The following is a 21,027-nucleotide window of genomic DNA, read 5'->3' on the forward strand; positions in this document are numbered from 1 at the left end:
GCAGCTAGGTCGATACATCAAGAGAAGTCTTAAAAAAAGCCGGCAACTTCATGACCGGCGGGAGAAACAGAATTGCACACCATCGACAGCAAGACCGCTATTGAACTGACTGCTGACATCGTCTCGGCCTATGTCGGCAACAATCCTCTCCCTGCGTCTGGCCTGCCGGATCTGATCGCCAGCGTCAGCGCATCGGTGCGCAAGCTGGGCAGCATTGCCGCCGTGGAAAGCCCCGCGCTGAACCCCGCTGTCAATCCGAAGCGGTCGGTGTTTCCCGATCACATCGTCTGTCTTGAGGACGGCAAGAAATTCAAGTCGCTGAAGCGCCACCTGATGACCGACCATGGTCTGAGCCCGGAGGAATATCGTGGCAAATGGGGCTTGCCGTCGGACTATCCGATGGTGGCGCCGAACTACTCCGCGACCCGTTCGGCACTGGCCAAGTCCTCGGGCCTCGGCCGCAAGCCGGCCGTTCCGGCCGCCGCGGCCAAGGTGACGAAGCGCAAACTCAAAGCCTGAACCAGGCAGCCTCTTAAAGTCAGTCTGCAGTTAGCAGTGATGGACGGCGCGCTTTGGGCGCGCCGTCTTCATGCCTATGCCCCCGCCGGCGCCCAGGCCCTTGCGAAGCGCCGCCCTCCCGTGCAAAAGCCCCGGCATGCTTATCATCAACGATCTTTCGCTCCGCATGGCCGGACGCTTGCTTCTCGATCATGCCTCGCTGACCTTGCCGGCCGGCACCAAGGCCGGCCTCGTCGGCCGCAACGGCACCGGCAAGACGACGCTGTTCAAGGCCATCACCGGCGACTTTCCCTCCGAGACCGGCTCGATCAGCCTGCCCAAGAACACCCGCATCGGCCAGGTGGCGCAGGAAGCGCCCGGCACCGAGGAGCCGCTGATCGAAATCGTGCTCAAGGCCGACCTCGAGCGCACCGCATTGCTCGAGGAGGAAAAGACCGCCACCGACGCGCACCGCATTGCCGACATCCATATGCGGCTGGCGGATATCGATGCGCATTCGGCGGAATCTCGCGCGGCCACCATCCTCGCTGGCCTTGGCTTCGACGACGCCGCGCAGCGCCGCCCGGCCTCGTCCTTCTCCGGCGGCTGGCGCATGCGTGTGGCGCTCGCCGCGGTGCTGTTTGCCGAGCCCGACCTTCTGCTGCTCGACGAGCCGACCAACTATCTCGATCTCGAAGGCACGCTTTGGTTGGAAAACTACGTGTCGAAATATCCGCACACGGTGCTTCTGATCTCGCACGATCGCGACCTGCTCAACCGCGCCGTCAATTCCATCGTTCATCTCGACCAGAAGAAGCTGACCTTCTGGCGCGGCGGCTACGACCAGTTCGAGCGCCAGTACACCGAGCAGAAGGAATTGCAGGAGAAGGGCCGCGTCAAGCAGGAAGCCGCGCGCAAACACATGGAGTCCTTCGTCGAACGCTTCCGCGCCAAGGCTTCGAAGGCGAGACAGGCGCAGTCGCGCATCAAGGCGCTGGAGAAGATGAAGCCGATTGCCGCGATCGTGAACGACACGGTGCGGCCGTTCTCTTTCCCCGAACCGGTGAAAACGGTGGCGTCGCCGATCATTGCCTTGAACAACGTCAATGTCGGCTACACCGAGGGCCAGCCGATCCTGAAGAAGATGACGTTGCGCATCGATGCCGACGATCGCATCGCGCTGCTCGGCGCCAACGGCAACGGCAAGTCGACCTTCGCCAAGCTTCTCTCGGGCCGGCTGAAGCAGGAAACCGGCACCATGACGGTCGCGCCGGGCCTGAAGGTGGCGATCTTCGCGCAGCATCAGCTCGACGATCTCAGGCCTGATGAAAACGCCTACGAGCATGTCCGCCGGCTGATGCCGGAGGCGCCGGAATCCAAGGTACGTGGCCGCGTCGCCCAGTTCGGTCTCACCACCGAGAAGATGAACACCGCCGCCAAGGACCTGTCCGGCGGCGAGAAGGCGCGCCTGCTGATGGGCCTGTCGGCCTTTGAGGGGCCAAACTTGTTCATCCTCGACGAACCGACCAACCATTTGGACATCGACAGCCGCGAGTCCCTGATCCATGCGCTGAACGAGTTTCCCGGCGCCGTCATCCTCATCTCGCATGACCGCCATCTGCTGGAAGCGACCGCCGACCGGCTGTGGCTGGTCAAGGACGGGGCGGTCAACCCGTATGACGGCGACCTTGAGGACTACAAGACGCTGGTCACCGGCGTGTCCGGCGACCGACGCGGCAAGCGCGAGGCCGAGAAGGCATCCAAGGCCGATCGCCGCCGCGATGCCGCGGCGCGCCGCGCCGCCTTCGAGCCGCTGGCAAAGGAAATCCGCGCCACCGAAGCGCTGATGGACCGCATCCGCAAGCGCATCGACCTGATCGAGGATGAACTCGCCAATCCGGCGGTATACGAGAAGGATCCATCGACGGCGACCCGGCTGGCCAAGGAGCGCTCGCAACTGGCACAGCAGCTTGCCGGTCACGAGGAAAAGTGGCTGACCATGTCGGCCGAGTACGAGGAAGGCACGGCGGAGTGATTTACCCTCCCCCTTGTGGGGAGGGTCGATCCGCAAAGCCGAGCGGGGCGGGGGTCTGCGCCGCACCCCACCCCGGCGCTGCGCGCCGACCCTCCCCATCAAGGGGAGGGTAAGATCTGGCCCTACACGCCGCCCGCGAAACCCGCTAAAAACGCCGCATGAACCAGCACGCCAAGCTCAGAATCGGCCACTCCGCCTGTCCGCATGATTGCCCTTCGACCTGCGCGCTCGAGGTCGAGCTGCTCGATGGCAACCGCATCGGCCGTGTCCATGGCGCCAAGTCCAATACGTATACGGCTGGCGTCGTCTGCGCCAAGGTCGCGCGCTATGCCGATCGTGTCCATCATCCGGACCGACTGCTGAAGCCGCTGATGCGCGCCGGCGCCAAGGGCGACGGCGTCTGGAAGGAATCCAGCTGGGAAGCGGCACTCGACGTCGTCGCCGAGAACTTCATCGCGGCCGAGGAAAAATACGGCTCCGAGACCGTCTGGCCTTATTTCTATGCCGGCACGATGGGGCTGGTGCAGCGCGACGGCATCGACCGGCTGCGCCATGCGAAAAAATACTCCGGCTTCTTCGGCTCGATCTGCACCAATCTGGCCTGGACCGGCTGGATGATGGGAGCGGGCGCCTTGCGCGGTCCCGATCCGCGCGAGATGGCGAAGTCCGACTGCGTGGTGATCTGGGGCACCAATGCCGTGGTCACGCAGGTCAATGTCATGACCCACGCCATCAAGGCGCGGAAGGAGCGTGGCGCCAGGATCGTCGTCATCGATGTCTACGAGAACGCGACGATGAAGCAGGCCGATATAGGCCTTGTGCTGAAGCCCGGCACCGATGGCGCGCTGGCCTGCGCGGTCATGCATGTGCTGTTCAGGGAAGGCATGGCCGACCGCGCCTATCTCGAAAGATACACCGACGATCCGAAGGGGCTGGAAGCGCATCTGGAGACGCGCACGCCGGAATGGGCTTCCGCCATCACCGGTCTTGCCGTCACCGAGATCGAGGCTTTCGCCCGCCTCGTCGGCACGACGAGGAAAACCTATTTCCGCCTCGGCTATGGCTTTGGGCGTCAGCGCAATGGTTCGGTCAACATGCACGCGGCGTCCTGCATCGCCGCCGTCACCGGCGCCTGGCAATATGAGGGTGGCGGTGCCTTCCATTCCAATTCCGGCATCTTCAAGCTCAACCAGGATGTGCTGGAAGGCACCGCGATGCGCGATCCCAATATTCGCCATCTCGACCAGTCGCGCATCGGTCCGGTGCTGACCGGCGCAGCGGACGCGCTTTACGGTGGCCCGCCGGTGACGGCGATGCTGATCCAGAACACCAACCCGGTGAATGTCGCACCCGAGCAGCGGCTGGTGAAACATGGTTTTCTGCGTGATGACCTGTTCACCTGCGTGCACGAACAGTTCATGACCGACACGGCAAAGCTTGCCGATGTCGTTTTGCCGGCAACGATGTTTCTCGAGCATGACGACGTCTACAAGGGCGGTGGCAACCAGCACATCACGCTCGGTCCCAAGCTGATCGAACCGCCGGAAGGGCCGCGCACCAACCATTTCGTCATCGAGCAATTGGCGCAGCGTCTCGGCGTCGCAGACCGGCCGGGCTTTGGCCTGACCGAGCAGCAGCATATCGACATCATCCTCGGCAAGCGCGGGCTGGGCTCCTTCGCCAGCCTCAAGGAAGACAAATGGGTCGACCTGCAGCCGGATTTCGAGGCGGCGCATTTCATCGATGGTTTCGGCCATGCCGACAAGAAATTTCACTTCCGCGCCAATTGGAGCGGGCAGGCGGCGCCCAACCGGCCGCCGAAAATCATGGGCCTGTTCGGGCCGGTGGCGGAACTCCCCGAATTCCCTGACCATGTCGACCTGATCGAGGTGGCGGACGCCGAGCATCCGTTTCGGCTCGCCACATCGCCGGCGCGCAACTTTCTCAATTCGACATTCGCCGAGACACCTGTGTCGAGAGCCAAGGAAGGCCGGCCGGAACTCCTGGTGCACCCGGACGACGCTGCCGCGCTTGGCTTGGGCGACGGCGACCGTATCGAGGTCGGCAACCGGCGCGGCGAGGTGGTGCTGCACGCAAAGCTGTTCGAAGGCCTCAAGCGCGGCGTGGTGATCGCCGAGGGCATCTGGCCAAACAGCGCGCATGAGCGTGGCGAAGGCATCAATGTGCTCACCGGCGCCGACGCACCAGCGCCCTATGGCGGTGCGGCCTTCCACGACAACAAGGTCTGGCTGCGGCCGGCGGGCTAAAGCAATTCCAGGAAAAGTGTGAGCGGTTTTCCGTCCGGAATTGCATAAAAGTGACTGGCTATCCCGGCAGAGGCACCGTCAGCCCCACCTTGACACGGTCCATGGCAACGAAGGTGCGGAATTTTCGGACATTCTTGCTGTCAAAGAACAGTCTGCGCGTCAGCGCTTCATAGGCGCCCATGTCGGCCACGGTGATAATCAGGATGAAGTCGGCCTCGCCGGTGACGTAGTAGCATTGCTGCACTTGCGGCTCTGCCGAGAATTGCCGCTTGGCCGCGTCGATCAGGTCCGAGCGTTCGCTCTCCAGTTCCACTTCGACGAAGATGGTGATGGGATGGCCGACCGCCGCCGGGTCGACCACGGCGACATTGCCCGCAATGACGCCGGACTGTTCCATGCGCTTGATGCGCCGCTGCACCGCCGGCGCCGACAGGTTGACGGCTTCGCCGATCAGCCGCTGCGGCGTCGTGTTGTCCCGCTGCAGGATGGCAAGGATGGCGAGGTCGAAACTGTCGAGCGAAGGCGATCGAGGCAAAGCGCTATCCTGGCGAAACAAACTTGCATTTCGAAGCGCCAATAACAGCGCTATTTGCGCCTCGGCTGCAATATGATTTCGTCACACCCAAAGGAGGCCACCCGTGTTCCTGCTCAACAGCAATGCCTTGCACCGCCGGCCGCTCGATCCGGTCGATGCCGAAACGCTGGGGAATGCCGGTGCCGATACGGTCGAGCGCTTTCTTGCCCATCGCGACAATCACCTCGCAACTCCGTTGCATGCATTGCCGACGCTGGCCGGCGAACTCGGCCTCGGCGCCGTCCACATCAAGGATGAAGGCTTTCGCCTCGGTCTCGGCAGTTTCAAGGCGCTCGGCGGCGCCTATGCCGTTTTTCGACTGGTGCTGGAGGAGGCGAGCCGATCGCTTGGTCGGCCCGTTGACGTGGCCGATCTCAACCGGTTCGACGTCCGGGCGGTCGCTGCCGGCATGACGGTTGCCTGCGCCACCGACGGCAATCATGGCCGCTCGGTCGCGCAAGGTGCACAGTTGGTTGGCGCGAAAGCGGCAATCTTCGTTCACGCCGGCGTCAGCGAGGCGCGCATTGCAGCAATAGCCCGCTATGGCGCCGAGATGATCCGCGTCGACGGCAATTATGACGACTCGGTCAGGCAGGCCGCCGAGGTTTCAGCTGAGCAAGGTTGGACCGTGGTGTCCGACACCTCCTGGCCGGGCTACGAGCGCATCCCCGGTCTGGTCATGCAGGGCTATACGGCGATCGTGCGCGAAGCCTTGCGCCAGTTGCCGCAGCCGCCGACCCATGTCTTCGTGCAGGCCGGTGTCGGCGGCATTGCCGCCGCCCTGGCCGGCCATCTCGCCATCGTGCTCGGTGACGCCAGGCCGACCTTCATCGTCGTCGAGCCAGCCCGCGCCGCGTGCGTTGTCGCAGCCGCCCGGGCGGGCCACTTGGTCAAGGTCGCACACGATCAGCCGACGGTGATGGCGATGCTCGAATGCTACGAGGCCTCGCAAGTTGCCTGGCGCGTTCTGGCGCGGGTTGCCGATGCCTTCATGACAGTGGATGAGGAGGAGGCGGTCGCGGTGATGCGGCGGCTGGCACGGCCGGCTGGCAATGATCCAGTGATCGTCGCCGGCGAAAGCGGCGGCGTCGGTCTGGCCGGGCTGATCCGGGCGGTGGCCGACCACAAGGCCGCGCTCGGGCTCGACGACAAATCCCGCGTGCTGCTGATCAACACCGAAGGCGCCACAGACCCGCATCGCTATACCGAGCTGGTCGGGCAGAGCCCCGCCGATGTGCTGGCCGGCAAGCTGAAGGCCGAGGCATAGCCATGATCGGGATCGATGCACAGCGTCTGCTTGGCCGCATCCGGGAACTCGGCGCCGTTGGCCGCGACAGTGAGGATAGGCTTATCCGGCTCGCCGCCTCCGACACAGACAGACAGGGCCGTGACCTCTTTGTCGGCTGGCTCAGGCAGGCCGGGCTGGAAGTCGCCATCGACCGGGTCGGTAATATCTTCGGCATCTGGCAAAGCCCCGACAATGCCGGGCAGGCGCCGCTGCTCATCGGTTCGCATATCGACACCGTTATCGATGCCGGCATCTATGATGGCTGCTACGGCGTGCTGGCCGGGCTGGAGGTGATCGAGACGCTGCAGGCTTCGGGCTTTTCGCCGTCGCGCCCGGTCGCGGTCGCCGCTTTCACCAATGAGGAAGGCGTGCGCTACACGCCTGACATGATGGGCTCGCTATGCCATGCCGGTGGCGTCAGCGCCGAGGCCGTGCTGGCCGCCATCGGCACGGATGGCAGCGTGCTCGGCCAGGAGCTCGCCCGCATCGGCTATGCCGGCGACCGCGAACCCGGCTTCCTCAAGCCGCATGCCTATCTCGAACTTCATATCGAGCAAGGGCCGGTGCTGGAGCGTGAAGGCGTGCCGATCGGCGCGGTCGAGAATTTGCAAGGCATTTCCTGGCAGCGCATCACCATCGACGGCGCCGCCAACCATGCCGGCACCACGCCGATGTCGATGCGCAGCGACGCCGGCCACGCCTCCGCCCGCATCATCACCTTCCTGCACGATCGGGCCAGGGCTTCAAATGGGCCAACCGTGGCCACGGTCGGCACGATGCGCTTCGAACCCAACGCCATCAACGTCATTCCCGCGCGCGCCGTCTTCACCATCGACCTGCGCGATCCCGACGAACAGCGCCTGCAGGCGCATGAGGCGGCCCTTGCTGCCTATCTCGAGGAGCTTGAGGTTTCGGAGAACGTATCGATCTCGGTCGAGCGGCTCGCCCGCTTCGAACCGGTGCTGTTCGACATCGGCATCGTCGAACCGATCGAGGCGGCCGCGAAGAACCGCGGTCTCGGCGTCAGGCGCATGACATCGGGCGCCGGCCATGACGCGCAGATGATGGCCCCCCTCGCGCCGGCGGCAATGATCTTCGTGCCGAGCGCCGGTGGCATCAGCCACAATTCGCGCGAACACACTGAAGATGCCGAGCTTGTCGCCGGCGCCAACATCCTGCTTGATGTCGCCAGTGAGCTTGCAAAAGAGGTCGGGGAGAAAAATGGCTGAACTCGATCGTGATGCGCTGAAGCGGGAGATGACGGGCTGGCGGCGCGATTTGCACGCGCACCCCGAGTTCGGTTTCGAGGAAAAGCGCACCGCTGCCTTTGTCGCCGCGAAGCTGCGCGAATTCGGGCTGGACGATGTTGCAGAGGGGGTCGGCGGCACCGGCGTCGTTGGCACATTGAAGCGCGGCAGCGGCAACCGGGCGATTGCGCTCAGGGCCGACATGGATGCGCTGCGCATCACCGAGCAGTCCGCGACCGCCCATCGCTCGCAGAACCCCGGCATCATGCATGCCTGCGGCCATGACGGCCACACCACCATGCTGCTCGGCGCGGCAAAGCTGCTGGCCGCCGAGGGCGGTTTCGACGGCACCGTGCGCTTCATCTTCCAGCCCGCCGAGGAATGGGGCAGGGGCGCGCTGGCGATGCTGGACGACGGGCTGCAGCAGCGCTTTCCCTTCGACGAGATTTTTGGCCTGCACAACATGCCTGGCCTGCCCGTCGGGCATTTCGAGACCCGTGCCGGCCCGTTCATGTCGGCGGAGGACAATTTCGAGATCGTGCTCAAGGGCATCGGCGGCCATGCGGCGCGGCCACATTCCGGGAACGAGACCTTGGTCGCCGCCTGCGCGCTGGTCACCAATCTGCAGACCATCGTCTCGCGCCGGCTGAGTCCCGCCGACATTTCGGTGGTTTCGGTGACCGAGCTGATCACCGACGGCACCCGCAACGCATTGCCCGGCCTCGCCCGCATCCTCGGTGACGCCCGCAGTTTTCGTCCCGAGGTCAGCGCCGAGATCGAGCGCCAGATGCGGGTCATCGCGGCAGGCACCGCCGCTGCCTACAATGTCACCGCCGACGTGACCTACAGCAGGGAATTCGTGCCGCTGCAGAACGATGCCGACCTGGTGGACGCGGCCTTTGTCGCCGCAAGGCGCGTGCTGGCCTATGGCGCCGCCAGCATCGCGGCGGAGCCGATGACCGCCTCGGAGGATTTCGCCCGCTTCCTCGATCACGTACCGGGCTGCTTCGTGTTTCTCGGCAATGGCGAGACCTCGCCGCCGCTGCACAATTCCAGCTACGACTTCAACGATGACGGGCTGTTGCACGGCACGGATTTCCATATCGCGATCGTCAGGCAAAGACTGGGCGGCGCGATCGTGAAGTGACGCCTGATCGCCTTCGCAGCTGGCCCAAGCGGCACTGCTATCGCCAGCCAGCTGCCGGGTTTAGGGAGATGGCGTTGCCGGAGATCGCACGCCGATGGCCAGGGTTTCGCTTCTGGGAATACCGCATGACGAGAACTCGTCCTATCTCAAGGGCGCGGCCGCAGCGCCGGCCCTGATCCGGCGGGAACTCAAAAGCGACGCGCACAGCTCGTGGAGCGAAACCGGCTTCGATGTGGCGGACAGTTTCGTCGACCACGGCGACATCGACTTTTCAGGCGCCGGCGATCCGTGGGAGCGAATCGAGGCCGAGGTCGGCCGCGCGCTGGATGCCGGCCACCCGTTGATCAGCCTCGGCGGCGATCATGCCATCGCCTGGCCGGTGCTGCGTGCCGTGCGCCGCCGCCATGCCAGGCTAACGATCGTCCAGATCGACGCCCATCCCGACATCTACGATGCCTATCAGGGTAACAGGCGATCGCACACCTCGTCCTTCGCGCGCATCCTGGAGGAAGGGCTGGCCGACCGGCTGATCCAGATCGGCTTGCGCACCCTCAATGATGAGCTTCGTGACCAGCTCAAGCGCTTCGGCGTCGAAATGATCGAGGCGCGGCATTTCAGCGAGGATCTGCAGCTCGATCTCAAGACGCCGGTCTATCTCTCGGTCGATCTCGACGGCCTCGACCCGGCTTGTGCGCCCGGCGTGTCGCACCGCGAACCCGGTGGTCTTACAACCCGGCAAGTGATCAACCTGATCCAGCGGATCGACCAGCCCATCGTCGGCGCCGATGTCGTCGAATACAATGCAAGCCAGGATGTCTCCAATCTCACCGCGCTGGTTGCCGCCAAGCTGGTCAAGGAGATCGCCGGCATGATGCTCAAGACGCATGGCGCCGGCTGAAGCAATCTGGCAGGGCGGCATGGTAGATCATTGTTGTGACTCGCATTTCCAGTGAAAGCCGCCATGCCGCATCTGTTGAAGATAGCCATAGCCGGTGCGCTCGGCCGCATGGGCAGGGAGATGGCGCTGGCCGTCGAGGCTGATCCGCGGCTGCAGCTCGTTGCCCGATTCCATCGGCCGGGCCGAAAGGGCGAAGGCCTGATCGAGCGCGACGAGGCCTTGTTGCTTGCGGATGTCGTCATCGATTTCACCACGCCTTCGGCCTCCGTCGATCTTGCACAAGCTTGCGCGGCCTGCGGCGGCCCGGCGCTGGTCATCGGCTCGACCGGCTTCGAACCTGCCGATCTCGCCGCCATCGCTGCTGCTTCGAAGTCCGTCGCCATCGTTCGCTCAGGCAGCTACTCGCTGGGGCTCAACATGCTGGCCGGGCTGGTCGAACAGGCGGCGCGAGCACTTGGTCCCGCCGCCGACATCGAGATCCTGGAAGCGCATCACCGCATGAAGGTCGACGCACCGTCGGGCACGGCGCTGATGCTGGGCGAGGCGGCCGCTCGCGGACATGGCGTCAGGCTGGACGATGTGGCGAAACGCATCGGCGACGGCGTTACAGGTCCACGCCCTGCCGGCGAGATCGGCTTTGCCGTGCTGCGCGGCGGCAGCATCGTCGGCGAGCACAGCGTGAGCTTCCTCGGTGAGGGCGAAACGCTTACGCTCTCGCATTCAGCCGGCGACCGCTCGATGTTCGCGCGCGGCGCCATTGCGGCAGCACGCTGGGTCGCCGTCCGGCCGCCCCGCGAATACGACATGCGCGACGTACTGGGCTTCACGACCTTTTGAGATGCAAGGGTAACGCAACGAGGGGCGTCGCGAGGTCGGAGCCGCCTAGAGAATAGAATATAGCAACAACTACGCCATTTCGCGCCTTCCTAGAACGAACCGAACGGTTCGGTTCGCACATTTTTGTGATTGGCAATGGCAGCAACGCACACCCATTTCGGGGTGGTCCGAGCGACGCGAATTCCTCCCAAGGCACGCCACTTGACGGACAGGACTGAAAAATCTGGATTACCTGAAATGACCAAGATCGCACTTACCGCTGCTGCCGTCCTCCTTGCCACCGGCACCGCTTTCGCAGGCAGCGACCACTACGGCTCCGACGGCGTCAACCAGCCTGCTGTGACAGCGCCCGCCGGCAACATCGATCACAGTTATACCGCCTCGATCCGCAAGCCGGCCAGCCTCGGCGATTTCACGATCAAGGGCGACTCGAACCAGCCGGAATCCGGCCAGGGCATATGCGGTCGTTGATTTTCTGAGAAATCGACGACCACAAAGAGCGGTAGGCCCGGCCCACCGCTCTTGTTTTTATGCAATCGACTCGGGCCGCAAAGATCTTGAATCAATCCGCCAGCAGTTGGTCCTATCTCCTTGTTTGACCGTGGTCTTTTCAAAACACGGTTTGCGGCTGTCACCCCCTGCGGCTAGCCCGTTAGGCAGCTTGGTCTAGCTTAGATCCTTCGGCTTGATGCAATGCGTCAACCGGCCGCGCCGAAGCCGAGATCCGCCCAGTCGCCGTCGATGACAAAGCGGGCAAGGGCGCCGGTCGGGAATTTCTCTTCAAGTTTCCTGAGAGCAGCCACACCCGATCGCGGACTGGCAAGCCGGCGGGCAAAGTCCTCCAGGCCGGGATTATGGCCGAGCACCAGGAGACAGCCGGCAGAGGAGATTGCCCGTCGCACTTCGGCCAGAATGTCGCCAGCCGTGGCTTCGAAGAGCGCCTCGGCGAACTCCACCGTTACGCTCGCCGACAGTTCCGCCGAGACCAGCCGCCATGTCTCGCGCGTACGCAGCGCCGGCGACACCAGCGCCAGGTCAGGCAGCCAACTGCGCCGGGCCAGTTCGCGCCCCATCAGCGGCGCCGTCTTCAGCCCGCGCGGCCCGAGCGGCCGGTCGAAATCAGCAAGCGCCGGGTCGTCCCAGCTCGACTTGGCGTGGCGAAGAAGAAGCAGCTGTTTCATCTGTTAGATCTCAGGACCAGGGAATTTCGCGCTGGAAGTCCATGCCGTATCCGCCACCGTATTTAGCGCCCGTAGCGGCATCAAAGGCTGCCGACAAAGTGCCGAAGACGAAAAAGCCGACGCGCCTCTCATCATTGTCCATTGGACGGCAATATCCGCTTCGGTGATCGCCCAGGCACCCGATCGAATATGAATTGCGCCGATGATCCGCCCAACTACCTCGTCATGCGCTTCGTATAGGTAAAAATAAGCCGTGGCGTTTGCTGGCCCTTCAGTGTCGTCATATTCAAAGACGCCGGCGAGATCGCCTTTTCTCCGGATCGCGCTGTCAAAAATATCCAAGGGCTTTCAGGTCCTGAAGCGCCTACGGCGTGATCCGCGCCAGATGTTCGAGATCGCGTTCTTCGCGCAGCGGGTCGGGCGCCATCACCACGGAAGTTCCGTTTTCGGCATCGTCGGCGAAATGCGCCAGCACGGTGCGGCCGCCTTCCATGTGCGCCTTGCCGTCTGCGACCAGCCCGAGTGCCAGCGCATAAAGCCGGTGCTCGGCCTTCAGCACTCTGGCGGCCAGCGTGTCTTCGTTGTCGCCGACCATCACCGGCACCGCTGCCTGCGCGATGATCGGGCCGTCATCCATCTCTGATGTGACGAAATGCACCGTGCAGCCATGAATGCGAATGCCGGCGCGCAGGGCGCGCGCATGCGTATCGAGCCCTTTGAAGGCCGGCAGCAGGGCAGGGTGGATGTTGAGCATGCGCCCTTGCCACTTCTCGACCAGGCCGCGGGAGAGAATGCGCAGATAGCCGGCCAGCGCCACGATCTCGGCATTGAACGCAATCAGCGCGGCGTCGATCGCCGCATCATGGGCTTCCTTGCTGGCATGGTCGGCGCGCACGATGACCTTGGTCGGGATACCGCGCGCGGCCGCGATGCCGAGGCCGGCGGCGTTGGCCCGGTCGGAAATGACGCCAACGATCTCGGCGGGATAGGCCGGGTCGCTCGCCGCCGCGATTAGCGCCGTCATGTTCGAGCCGCGTCCCGAGATCAAAACAACCGTGCGTTTCCTGCTCATAGGCCGATCGAGCCCCGATAGATAACGCCGGCGTCGCGGCGCGGCACGATGCGGCCGATCGGCGTCACCGTCTCGCCGGCCTCCTGCAGCACGGCTGCGACCTGTGCGGCCTGGCCGGAGGCGACGACGAGGATCATGCCGATACCGCAGTTGAAGGTGCGCATCATCTCCTCCGGCGCCACGCCGCCAGTCTTCGCCAGCCAGGAAAACACCTGCGGCACATCGATGGCATTGAGATCGAGCTCTGCGGAAAAGTCCTTTGGCAGGACGCGCGGGATGTTTTCGGGGAAACCGCCGCCGGTGATGTGGGCCAGCGCCTTGATGCCGTGCGTGCCACGGATCGCTTTGAGGACCGACTTCACATAGATGCGGGTCGGCTCGAGCAGCGCCTCTGCCAGCGTCGCCTCATCGTTGAACGGCGCCGGATCGCCCCAGGCAAGACCGCTGACGCCAACGATGCGGCGCACCAGCGAAAAGCCATTCGAATGCAGGCCCGAGGAAGCCAGGCCAAGCAGCACGTCGCCTTCGACGATATCGTCGGTCGGCAGCAACTGGCCGCGTTCGGCAGCACCGACGGCGAAACCGGCCAGGTCGTAATCCTTGTCGTGATACATGCCGGGCATTTCGGCCGTCTCGCCGCCGATCAGCGCGCAGCCGGCCTGTCGGCAGCCGATTGCTATGCCGCCGACGATTGCCGCCCCCTGGTCGGGGTCGAGCTTGCCGGTGGCGAAATAGTCGAGGAAGAACAGTGGCTCGGCGCCCTGCACGACGATGTCGTTGACGCACATGGCGACGAGGTCGATGCCGATCGTGTCGTGCTTGCCGGCATCGATGGCGATCTTCAGCTTGGTGCCGACGCCGTCATTGGCGGCAACCAGCACCGGATCCGTGAAACCCGCCGCCTTGAGGTCGAACAGGCCGCCAAAACCGCCGATCTCGCCATCGGCGCCCGGCCGGCGCGTCGCGCGCACCAGCGGCTTGATCTTCTCGACCATGAGGTTGCCGGCATCGATGTCGACGCCCGCCTCGGCATAGGTGAGCCCGTTCTTGCGCTTGGCCCGGTCGCCCTTGCTCATCGTCGGCGCATCCCTGTTTCCCTCGGCGGCTCTTCGCATGAATGGTTTCGGGGGGCAAGGATGACGACAGGATACCGGGCTTTTGCCCAAGATAAATACGTGGACAGTCGCCCCTTCACCGCTGGTCCTTGCAGCCAGAATCCATCTCCATCATCTATCTGCAGAACAAGCATGGCGGGACATGCCTTTGACCATTCCCAACCTCATCACCATCCTGCGCTTCGTGCTGGTGCTGGCGATGCTGAACATGCGCTGGGACTGGGCCTTTGCCGGATTTCTCGTTGCCGGAATTTCCGATGGCGTCGACGGCTTCATCGCCCGCCGCTTCAACCAGCATTCGAACTCGGCGCCTATCTCGATCGATGGCCGACAAGGTGCTTCTGGTCTCGGTGTTCGTGGTCATGGGCTTCATCGGGCAATTGCCGCTGTGGCTGGTGGTGACCATGGTGTCACGCGATGCGCTGATCATCTGCGCCGTGCTTTTGTCCACGGTCATGGCGCATCCGGTCGAGATGAAGCCGCTCTATGTGTCGAAGGCCAACACCGACGCCCAGATCGTGCTGGCGCCGTGGTGCTGGGCGAACTTGCCCTTGGCCTCCACCTCGACCCGCTCAGGCCTGCGCTCATATTGCTGTCCGGGGTCTTGACCGTGGCTTCGGCCGCGGCCTATCTCGTGGCTTGGCTGAGGCATATGAGCGGCTATGGCGAAGGCTCCACCCCGGGTAGTTGACAAGAATGCCGCGTTAGCAGACGCGGCTGCGTCCCTGGCGTTTCGCCGCCAGATTTTCTTCTGGCTGGGCACGGCAATCTTCCTGGCGCTGTTCCTCTACATTTTTTCCAGCATCCTGTTGCCGTTCGTTGCCGGCATGGTGCTGGCCTATTTCCTCGACCCGGTCGCCGACCGGCTGCAGCGCCTCGGCCTCTCCCGGCTGATGGCGACGGTGGTCATCCTGATCGCCTTCATCGTCCTTTTGGTGCTGGCCTTCGTCATCCTGGTTCCGGTTCTGGCCACGCAGATGGCCGATTTCGCCAGCAAGCTGCCGGAATATCTGACCCGGCTGCAGTCGCTGATCACCAGCTTCGATCCCAAATGGCTGGAGCAGAAATTCGGCGTCAATGCCAATGGCCTGCGCGACGGGCTGAATTCGCTGCTCACTTCCGGTTTCGGCTTGCTGAGCACCGTCTTCACCTCGATCTGGAGTTCCGGCGTTGCTCTGGTGTCGGTGGTCAGCCTGTTCGTGGTCACTCCGGTTGTCGCTTTCTACATGCTGCTCGACTGGGATCGCATGGTGGCGGTCGTCGACAGCTGGGTGCCGCGCGATTATGTCGGGACGGTCAGGGCGATCTCCAGGGACATCAACACCGCGACCGCCGGCTTCGTGCGCGGCCAGGGCACGCTGTGCCTGGTGCTCGGCGGCATGTATGCCACCGGCCTGACGCTGACCGGGCTGAATTTCGCCATCCTCATCGGCCTCTTCGCCGGGCTGATCTCGTTCATCCCTTATGTCGGCTCGCTGACCGGACTGGTCCTGGCCGTCGGCGTCGCCTTCGTCCAGTTCTGGCCGGACTGGACCATGATCGTTGCTGTCGCCGTGGTGTTCTTCATCGGCCAGTTCATCGAAGGCAACATCCTGCAGCCCAGATTGGTCGGAAAAAGCGTCGGCCTGCACCCGGTCTGGCTGATGTTTGCGCTGTTCGCTTTCGGCGCCCTGTTCGGCTTCGTCGGCCTTTTGATTGCCGTTCCTGCTTCGGCGGCGGTTGCCGTGCTGGTGCGGTTTGCCATTGCCCGCTATCTCGAATCGCCGCTCTACAAGGGACACTCCACCGAGCCCGTCCCGCCGCTGCCCGCTGCTCGCGGCGGCGGCCACCGGTCGCCGCGCGGCTGAACGTGACGGATCATAAGACCGAACCGCCGCGCCAACTGCCGCTCGACCTTGGCCACGGCACCGGCTACTCGCGCGACGAACTGGTGGTGTCGGCCACCAACCGCGAGGCGGCAGCCCTTGTCGATCGCTGGCCGGACTGGCCGTCGCCGGTGATCGTGCTCGCTGGCCCGGCCGGTTCCGGCAAGACACATCTGGGCTCGATCTGGCAGGCGCGGGCCAACGCTGTGGCGGTCGATGCCCAGCGCATCGGCAATGCCATCACCGGGCTTGGCGGCAGGCCCGCGCTGATCGACGATGTCGACAAGACAGCCATCGACCAGGCGGGCCTGTTCCATCTCATCAATGAAGTGCGCGGCGCCGGGGCCACCTTGCTGTTGACGGCGCGGCGCTTCCCCGCCGCCTGGAGGGTGACGTTGCCCGATCTTGCCTCGCGGCTGAAGGCGGCGGCAACCGTCGAGATCCATGAGCCGGACGATTTGCTTCTGGCCGGTGTCATCACCAAACTCTTCGCCGACCGCCAGGTCGAGGTCGAGCCGCATGTCGTGCAATATCTGGTGCGCCGCATCGAGCGCTCGCTGGCCACCGCCATGCGCGTGGTCGAGCGCCTCGACCGCACCGCGCTCGAGCGCAAGACGCCGATCACCAGGGCGCTCGCCGCCGAAACCGTCAGCGCAATGGACGAAGGGCAGGGCGAGTTCGAGGTGTAGGCAGTGGAAGGAGAAGACTCCGCTCCTGTCCCATTTCGAGAAGAAACCTCTGGCACCCATCTTGCAACACTGCGTTTGCCGGCTGACCCCGGTCCTGATCGCGTTCCTGATCGGGTTGTAGGCTCGCCGGGAGTGATGATTGGGGTTCTCGCCCGGCGAGCTTACCTTCAGATAGAATCGCCGCAAGGCCTACGATTGCGCGCCAGCTGTCATTCAGACTTCACCAAACCGCAAGATCTTATCGTCCTGCATTGAAATGGACCATTAGATGGTCTACTTCTTGAATATGGACCAGAGCATGGTCCATAAAGGAGTGGTCAATGCAGGTATCCGTTACAGACGCCAAGGGGCAGCTCACCGAACTGGTCCGTCGTGCCGAGGCGGGTGATGAAGTTATCCTGACCCGTCATGGTCATGCAGCCGTGCGCCTTGTTCCCATGAAGGCTGTCCCTGACAGGAAAAGCCGCCGGGCATTACTGGAGGCAATGCGAGCATCCGGCGCTGCCAAGGCAAAGACCGGGTCGGATGCCGCGCGGAGCCAGGACTTCCTCTATGGCGACGATGGCCTGCCCGAATGATCGTGGTCGATACCTCGGCCCTGATGGCGATCGTTCTTGCCGAACCTCAATCCAGTGCCTGCATAGCGGCGCTGGAAGCCGAAGACGATATTTTGATCTCGGCTGGCACAGTGGCCGAGGCGCTGATCGTGGCGGACAGGCGCAATGTCGGTGAGGAAATGGCCGGCCTGATCGGCGGGCTCGGCTTCGAGGTCACGGCGGTGACACCAGCCTCTGGCCGGCGCATAGCCGAGGCGTATGGGAAATGGGGCAAGGGTATTCATCCGGCCGGGCTCAATTTCGGCGATTGCTTTGCCTATGAAGTGGCAAAGGATCGAGCCTGCCGCTTGCTCTATGTTGGCGACGATTTTTCGAAGACCGATATCGAGAGCGCTCTATAGAGCTACGTTTATGCCCACAACGCCGCCAGATACCGGACCAGCAGATAGACCACCGTATGCGCTGCCACGTAGCACGCGGCAACGACGACAAAGAACAGCACGCTGGCGGGCCACGAGCGGGGAGGGCCTTGCCTCTTGCTCGGCCGGTTGTTCCAGATCCACAGGGCCGCACAGATAATGGCCCAGACGACGACGAACGGAACCGTGATGCCGATGTAAGCGAAGTACGCAGGGCCAATCAGCGAAAGCCATGCCTCGAGACCAAGCATCCAGAATCTCCCCTTTGGAAGCGAGGGGATTATCCCTGCGTCGGATTTTCAGCCAAACCCGCCGAAGGGTGCTGTTCGATGATACGGGCGCCTGATGCATGTCGCTCAAGTGGCCCCGGTTTTGAGAGAACCACATGCATCAAACAAGACCTCAAGCGCGTCGCGTGAGTCCGTTCAAATGAGACGCGCTTTAGGTCAGATTGGTGCTCCGGCCGCCAACTCGGCCGTAGCAGGTCTAAAGCGATCGGATCAGCCGCAGACCCTGACCTCTTCGACGACCCTGTGGTGATGGCGCCAGTGCCTGACCAGTTCGATATGGCAGCGGTGATGGCGGTGGTGGCGCCTCCATTGGCCATCCTGGTTGTCGCTGTAGTCGTCGCCATAGTCGTCGCTATAGTCTTTGTGGCGCTGGTGATGGCGAAGAACCTGTATATCGCCATCGTCGGACGAATATTGATCGCCGTCATCGGACTGGATAGTCAGACTGGCGGCTTGCGCCGGTGCGATCAAAGCCGCCGTTCCGGCGAACGCGATCATGGAGGCGACGAGAAGGGTTTTCATTGTTGGCTCCTTGGGTTGAACATACACAACTCTCGGAGCGAACTGGTGTTCCAATGTAGGGTCCGATCGGCGAGCGGCTGCTACTTGGGCAATGCGTGCCGCCATGCGCTACCGGCGAGGCAGCCATTGGCGACCTTGGGAGTGACCTTGGGCAAGGACTGGCTTTGTGGGAAAAAATGGTCGGAGTGGAGAGATTCGAACTCCCGACCCTCTGGTCCCAAACCAGATGCGCTACCAGGCTGCGCTACACTCCGAGGCCCTGCGGCGTATACGGTTCCGGACCCTGTCGCGCAACCCCTAAATCGTCAAACGGGGCTTGGCGGTCTGCGCTCCCGTGCAATCCTGGCTGCGATCGCCTTGGCCTGGATGCGGGCATTGGCGAAGCAGCCGCGGATGCTTGGCCGCATGCCGGTGAACCACAGGCCCGGCAGTTTCGGATCGCTGTCCGCGCCGTTGAACAGCGGCACGCCCTTTTCGTCGAGCACGCCGAGCTTGCCCAACATGGCCTCGAGCCCGGTGCGGTAGCCGGTCGCGGCGATGACGATATCCGGCTGGATCGTCGCGCCATCGTCGAAAACGACCGTGTCGCGGGTAAATTCCCGCACGGTTGGCAAGACGATGATCCTGCCGTCCTTGATGGCATCGACGGCGCCGTCATCGGTGGCGATGGCGGTATAATCCGACGCCAGCCGGCTTGCGCCGCCCGAAGGCGTCGGCGGCAGGCCGTAGGCCGTGAGGTCGCCGAAGGCCCATCGCTGCGTCGCCGCCATCACCGCATCGGCGAGCTTGAACGGCAGCCGCGCCAGGATCGGCGAAAATCGGTGGACGGCGATCTGGCCGAGGCGCTTGGGTAGCAGTGCCGGACCGTTGCGCGCCGACAGCCAGATCTGTCCCGTGCCGGCTGCCGCCAAGTGATTGAGAACGTCGAAGCCGGAATTGCCGGCGCCGACGACCAGCACTTTCTTGCCCGCATAGGCCTTGGCGTCGCCGAATGCGGCCGAATGGATGATGCGTCCGGCAAAGGCCTTCATGCCTTTCCAGGCCGGAACGAAGGGCTGCCGGTCGCGCCCGGTGGCGATGACGACATGGCGCGCCAGCCGCGGCCCGGCACTGGTCCGCACAAGCCAGTGGTCGCCCTCGAAGCCTATCTCCTCGACCGCGATGCCGAACTCGACCGGCAGCCGGTGCATGGCGCGGAATTCGTTCAGATGGCCGATGATGGTGTTTCGGTGCGGAAAGGCAGGGGTGCCGGCGGGAAAGGAAACGCCCGGCAGCGCCGAAAGGTCGCGGTGCGTGTTGAGATGCAGTCGCTCGTGCCGCCCGTGCCATGGCTCGGCCAGCCGGGCTTCCTTTTCCAACACCATCACAGGCACGCCGGTCTTGAGCAGCGCATGGGCTGCGGTCAAGCCGGCTGCCCCGGCGCCGATCACGATCGCGCCGTCGAAAATCGCTTGGCTGCCGGCCTCGGCGTGCAAAATCCCTGCGTCCATGCCTCTTTGTGTCGCCATCATGACCATGACTTTTGATGCTACGCCAGTGTATCCAGCCTATGCCGCTGCCGAAGCGACCTGGTTGCAGGCCGCTTCGGCCTTGCCGTCGGCAGTGTTGCACAGTATTGACTGAAATAAGGCGGCGCTACCGCCAACGCAGCTACGAGGTGCCTATGTCCGCGCGTATTTTCAGCCCAGCCAAAACCGCGATGCAGTCCGGAAAGGCCAAGACCGGCCATTGGGTGCTGGAATTCGATCCCGCGCAACGCAAGAAGATCGACCCGCTGATGGGCTACACCACATCGGGCGACATGCTGAGCCAGATCAGGCTGACCTTCGACACCAGGGAAGAAGCGGTGGCCTATGCCGAAAAGCAGGGGCTGGCCTTCCGTGTCGAGGAGCCGAAAGAGACCAAGCGCCGGCAGATTTCCTATGCGGAAAATTTCCGCTATGACCGCAGGATACCCTGGACGCATTGACCGGCGGTCAGCGCCTGGCACATAGACATCAGCCGGCCAAGATATCAAATGCCGGCCAGCGGTCCCGTAGCTCAGCTGGATAGAGCACCGGCCTTCTAAGCCGATGGTCACAGGTTCGAATCCTGTCGGGATCGCCAATTTTGCCGGGTCCATTCCGGACACATAGGTTACGGTTTGTACCTGGCATATGGGTAGCACTCTGAAGGTGTACGAACGAAACAGAACGACCGAGCGCTGCCCTTCCCATCCTGGCGCGTTGCTCGACGACATCGTTCCCGCCACCGGCAAGACCAAGGTGGAAATCGCCAATCTGCTCGGAATCTCGCGCCCAGCAGCTCTACGATATCATCCGTGAGAAGAAGCCGGTATCGCCTGCCGTGGCCGCCCGCCTTGGCAAGATGTTCGGCGATCGTGCCGCGATCTGGCTCAGGATGCAGGCCGCGTATGATGCCTGGCATGCGGAGCGCGAAGTTGACGTTAGCGCCATCCCGACCCTGCATGCTGCCTGAAGGTAGGGCGCGTTCGCTGACGGCAGCGGTCCCGTAGCTCCGCCGGAT

21 protein-coding genes, 2 tRNA genes and 3 pseudogenes are annotated in these 21,027 nt (G+C 63.7%); 17 read left to right on the plus strand and 9 right to left on the minus strand.

Annotated elements, in window-relative coordinates; translation table 11 throughout:
* Positions 1-72 precede the first annotated feature (72 nt).
* The 3 genes from NKK50_RS21065 to NKK50_RS21075 all read left to right on the plus strand — a co-directional run bounded on the left by NKK50_RS21065 (position 73) and on the right by NKK50_RS21075 (position 4,800).
* Positions 73-519 carry a Ros/MucR family transcriptional regulator gene (locus NKK50_RS21065; protein WP_352543817.1) on the plus strand — a complete coding sequence of 149 codons (447 nt, stop codon included), beginning with the start codon at positions 73-75 and terminating at the stop codon, positions 517-519.
* 136 nt (positions 520-655) lie between these two features.
* Positions 656-2,533 carry an ABC-F family ATP-binding cassette domain-containing protein gene (locus tag NKK50_RS21070; protein ID WP_023689073.1) on the plus strand — a complete coding sequence of 626 codons (1,878 nt, stop codon included), beginning with the start codon at positions 656-658 and terminating at the stop codon, positions 2,531-2,533.
* Between the two features lie 158 nt (positions 2,534-2,691).
* On the plus strand, positions 2,692-4,800 hold the full coding sequence (locus NKK50_RS21075; protein ID WP_023834754.1) for a molybdopterin-containing oxidoreductase family protein: 2,109 nt from the start codon (positions 2,692-2,694) through the stop codon (positions 4,798-4,800).
* 58 nt (positions 4,801-4,858) lie between these two features.
* On the opposite strand, the gene NKK50_RS21080 is transcribed toward NKK50_RS21075, so the two are convergent.
* The gene (locus tag NKK50_RS21080; RefSeq protein WP_023834753.1) at positions 4,859-5,335 is read right to left on the minus strand and encodes an Lrp/AsnC family transcriptional regulator; all 477 of its coding nucleotides are present in this window, start codon (positions 5,333-5,335) and stop codon (positions 4,859-4,861) included.
* A gap of 103 nt (positions 5,336-5,438) precedes the next feature.
* Here NKK50_RS21080 and NKK50_RS21085 point away from each other — a divergent pair, with 103 nt between their 5' ends.
* The 6 genes from NKK50_RS21085 to NKK50_RS21110 all read left to right on the plus strand — a co-directional run bounded on the left by NKK50_RS21085 (position 5,439) and on the right by NKK50_RS21110 (position 11,262).
* Positions 5,439-6,641: a diaminopropionate ammonia-lyase gene (locus tag NKK50_RS21085; RefSeq protein WP_352499539.1), complete on the plus strand. Its 1,203-nt coding sequence runs from the start codon at positions 5,439-5,441 to the stop codon at positions 6,639-6,641.
* 2 nt (positions 6,642-6,643) lie between these two features.
* Positions 6,644-7,891 (plus strand): Zn-dependent hydrolase, encoded by a 1,248-nt coding sequence (locus NKK50_RS21090; protein WP_352499538.1) that lies wholly within the window; start codon positions 6,644-6,646, stop codon positions 7,889-7,891.
* Positions 7,884-9,056 carry an amidohydrolase gene (locus NKK50_RS21095; RefSeq protein ID WP_352499537.1) on the plus strand — a complete coding sequence of 391 codons (1,173 nt, stop codon included), beginning with the start codon at positions 7,884-7,886 and terminating at the stop codon, positions 9,054-9,056. The genes NKK50_RS21090 and NKK50_RS21095 overlap by 8 nt, the downstream gene beginning before the upstream one ends.
* 94 nt (positions 9,057-9,150) lie before the next feature.
* Positions 9,151-9,954 (plus strand): agmatinase, encoded by an 804-nt coding sequence (gene speB / locus NKK50_RS21100; RefSeq protein WP_352499536.1) that lies wholly within the window; start codon positions 9,151-9,153, stop codon positions 9,952-9,954.
* 63 nt (positions 9,955-10,017) lie between these two features.
* Positions 10,018-10,791: a 4-hydroxy-tetrahydrodipicolinate reductase gene (dapB, locus tag NKK50_RS21105; protein WP_352543818.1), complete on the plus strand. Its 774-nt coding sequence runs from the start codon at positions 10,018-10,020 to the stop codon at positions 10,789-10,791.
* Positions 10,792-11,028: 237 nt separating this feature from the next.
* Complete coding sequence (locus NKK50_RS21110) at positions 11,029-11,262, plus strand: DUF680 domain-containing protein (RefSeq protein WP_352543819.1); 234 nt, start codon at positions 11,029-11,031, stop codon at positions 11,260-11,262.
* Between the two features lie 195 nt (positions 11,263-11,457).
* Here NKK50_RS21110 and NKK50_RS21115 read toward each other — a convergent pair.
* From NKK50_RS21115 to purM, 4 genes and pseudogenes are all read right to left on the minus strand, one after another.
* Positions 11,458-11,972: pseudogene (locus NKK50_RS21115) on the minus strand (SixA phosphatase family protein).
* 3 nt (positions 11,973-11,975) lie between these two features.
* On the minus strand, positions 11,976-12,314 hold the full coding sequence (locus tag NKK50_RS21120; RefSeq protein ID WP_352543821.1) for a hypothetical protein: 339 nt from the start codon (positions 12,312-12,314) through the stop codon (positions 11,976-11,978).
* Between the two features lie 22 nt (positions 12,315-12,336).
* Positions 12,337-13,044, minus strand: coding sequence for a phosphoribosylglycinamide formyltransferase (gene purN / locus NKK50_RS21125; protein WP_023689060.1), 708 nt, complete (start codon positions 13,042-13,044; stop codon positions 12,337-12,339).
* A complete protein-coding gene (gene purM, locus NKK50_RS21130) occupies positions 13,041-14,120 on the minus strand; it encodes a phosphoribosylformylglycinamidine cyclo-ligase (protein WP_023689059.1) in 1,080 nt (359 codons plus the stop codon). The genes purN and purM overlap by 4 nt, the downstream gene beginning before the upstream one ends.
* 187 nt (positions 14,121-14,307) lie before the next feature.
* Here purM and NKK50_RS21135 point away from each other — a divergent pair.
* The 5 genes and pseudogenes from NKK50_RS21135 to NKK50_RS21155 all read left to right on the plus strand — a co-directional run bounded on the left by NKK50_RS21135 (position 14,308) and on the right by NKK50_RS21155 (position 17,671).
* Positions 14,308-14,850 (plus strand): annotated as a pseudogene (locus NKK50_RS21135) (CDP-alcohol phosphatidyltransferase family protein).
* Positions 14,822-16,006, plus strand: coding sequence for an AI-2E family transporter (locus NKK50_RS21140; protein WP_352543822.1), 1,185 nt, complete (start codon positions 14,822-14,824; stop codon positions 16,004-16,006). Before NKK50_RS21135 ends, NKK50_RS21140 begins: the two are co-directional and overlap by 29 nt.
* Positions 16,007-16,008: 2 nt before the next feature.
* Positions 16,009-16,713 (plus strand): DnaA regulatory inactivator HdaA, encoded by a 705-nt coding sequence (hdaA, locus tag NKK50_RS21145; protein ID WP_352543823.1) that lies wholly within the window; start codon positions 16,009-16,011, stop codon positions 16,711-16,713.
* Positions 16,714-17,033: 320 nt separating this feature from the next.
* Positions 17,034-17,291 (plus strand): type II toxin-antitoxin system Phd/YefM family antitoxin, encoded by a 258-nt coding sequence (locus tag NKK50_RS21150; RefSeq protein ID WP_023701880.1) that lies wholly within the window; start codon positions 17,034-17,036, stop codon positions 17,289-17,291.
* Entirely contained in the window at positions 17,288-17,671 is a 384-nt protein-coding gene (locus NKK50_RS21155; protein WP_023701879.1) for a type II toxin-antitoxin system VapC family toxin, read from the plus strand. The genes NKK50_RS21150 and NKK50_RS21155 overlap by 4 nt, the downstream gene beginning before the upstream one ends.
* A gap of 8 nt (positions 17,672-17,679) precedes the next feature.
* Here the strand turns inward: NKK50_RS21155 and NKK50_RS21160 are convergent, their stop codons facing one another.
* From NKK50_RS21160 to NKK50_RS21175, 4 genes are all read right to left on the minus strand, one after another.
* On the minus strand, positions 17,680-17,940 hold the full coding sequence (locus NKK50_RS21160; protein ID WP_023701878.1) for a hypothetical protein: 261 nt from the start codon (positions 17,938-17,940) through the stop codon (positions 17,680-17,682).
* Between the two features lie 249 nt (positions 17,941-18,189).
* The gene (locus tag NKK50_RS21165) at positions 18,190-18,501 is read right to left on the minus strand and encodes a hypothetical protein (protein WP_023701877.1); all 312 of its coding nucleotides are present in this window, start codon (positions 18,499-18,501) and stop codon (positions 18,190-18,192) included.
* Between the two features lie 177 nt (positions 18,502-18,678).
* A tRNA-Pro gene (locus NKK50_RS21170) sits at positions 18,679-18,755 on the minus strand.
* A gap of 51 nt (positions 18,756-18,806) precedes the next feature.
* Positions 18,807-19,991, minus strand: a complete 1,185-nt coding sequence (locus tag NKK50_RS21175) for a flavin-containing monooxygenase (protein WP_352543824.1) — start codon at positions 19,989-19,991, stop codon at positions 18,807-18,809.
* A gap of 173 nt (positions 19,992-20,164) precedes the next feature.
* Between NKK50_RS21175 and NKK50_RS21180 the strand changes: the two genes are divergently transcribed.
* The 3 genes and pseudogenes from NKK50_RS21180 (at position 20,165) to NKK50_RS21190 (ending at position 20,979) form a co-directional block, all read left to right on the plus strand.
* The gene (locus NKK50_RS21180) at positions 20,165-20,470 is read left to right on the plus strand and encodes an ETC complex I subunit (RefSeq protein WP_023670294.1); all 306 of its coding nucleotides are present in this window, start codon (positions 20,165-20,167) and stop codon (positions 20,468-20,470) included.
* 60 nt (positions 20,471-20,530) lie between these two features.
* Positions 20,531-20,607, plus strand: a tRNA-Arg gene (locus NKK50_RS21185).
* A gap of 50 nt (positions 20,608-20,657) precedes the next feature.
* A pseudogene (locus NKK50_RS21190) lies at positions 20,658-20,979 on the plus strand (HigA family addiction module antitoxin).
* The last annotated feature ends 48 nt before the right edge of the window (positions 20,980-21,027 follow it).

The organism is Mesorhizobium sp. M0001 (assembly GCF_040324255.1).
Taxonomy (GTDB): Bacteria; Pseudomonadota; Alphaproteobacteria; order Rhizobiales; family Rhizobiaceae; genus Mesorhizobium.

Coding starts and splice junctions, on each gene's coding strand:
- NKK50_RS21075 (WP_023834754.1), top strand. CDS start 2,692: ATGAACCAGCACGCCAAGCTCAGAATCGGCCACTCCGCCTGTCCGCAT.
- NKK50_RS21150 (WP_023701880.1), top strand. CDS start 17,034: ATGCAGGTATCCGTTACAGACGCCAAGGGGCAGCTCACCGAACTGGTC.
- NKK50_RS21155 (WP_023701879.1), top strand. CDS start 17,288: ATGATCGTGGTCGATACCTCGGCCCTGATGGCGATCGTTCTTGCCGAA.
- NKK50_RS21090 (WP_352499538.1), top strand. CDS start 6,644: ATGATCGGGATCGATGCACAGCGTCTGCTTGGCCGCATCCGGGAACTC.
- NKK50_RS21110 (WP_352543819.1), top strand. CDS start 11,029: ATGACCAAGATCGCACTTACCGCTGCTGCCGTCCTCCTTGCCACCGGC.
- purN (WP_023689060.1), bottom strand. CDS start 13,044: ATGAGCAGGAAACGCACGGTTGTTTTGATCTCGGGACGCGGCTCGAAC.
- NKK50_RS21175 (WP_352543824.1), bottom strand. CDS start 19,991: ATGGACGCAGGGATTTTGCACGCCGAGGCCGGCAGCCAAGCGATTTTC.
- NKK50_RS21095 (WP_352499537.1), top strand. CDS start 7,884: ATGGCTGAACTCGATCGTGATGCGCTGAAGCGGGAGATGACGGGCTGG.
- NKK50_RS21140 (WP_352543822.1), top strand. CDS start 14,822: ATGGCGAAGGCTCCACCCCGGGTAGTTGACAAGAATGCCGCGTTAGCA.
- NKK50_RS21070 (WP_023689073.1), top strand. CDS start 656: ATGCTTATCATCAACGATCTTTCGCTCCGCATGGCCGGACGCTTGCTT.
- purM (WP_023689059.1), bottom strand. CDS start 14,120: ATGAGCAAGGGCGACCGGGCCAAGCGCAAGAACGGGCTCACCTATGCC.
- NKK50_RS21160 (WP_023701878.1), bottom strand. CDS start 17,940: ATGCTTGGTCTCGAGGCATGGCTTTCGCTGATTGGCCCTGCGTACTTC.
- speB (WP_352499536.1), top strand. CDS start 9,151: ATGGCCAGGGTTTCGCTTCTGGGAATACCGCATGACGAGAACTCGTCC.
- dapB (WP_352543818.1), top strand. CDS start 10,018: ATGCCGCATCTGTTGAAGATAGCCATAGCCGGTGCGCTCGGCCGCATG.
- NKK50_RS21180 (WP_023670294.1), top strand. CDS start 20,165: ATGTCCGCGCGTATTTTCAGCCCAGCCAAAACCGCGATGCAGTCCGGA.
- NKK50_RS21165 (WP_023701877.1), bottom strand. CDS start 18,501: ATGAAAACCCTTCTCGTCGCCTCCATGATCGCGTTCGCCGGAACGGCG.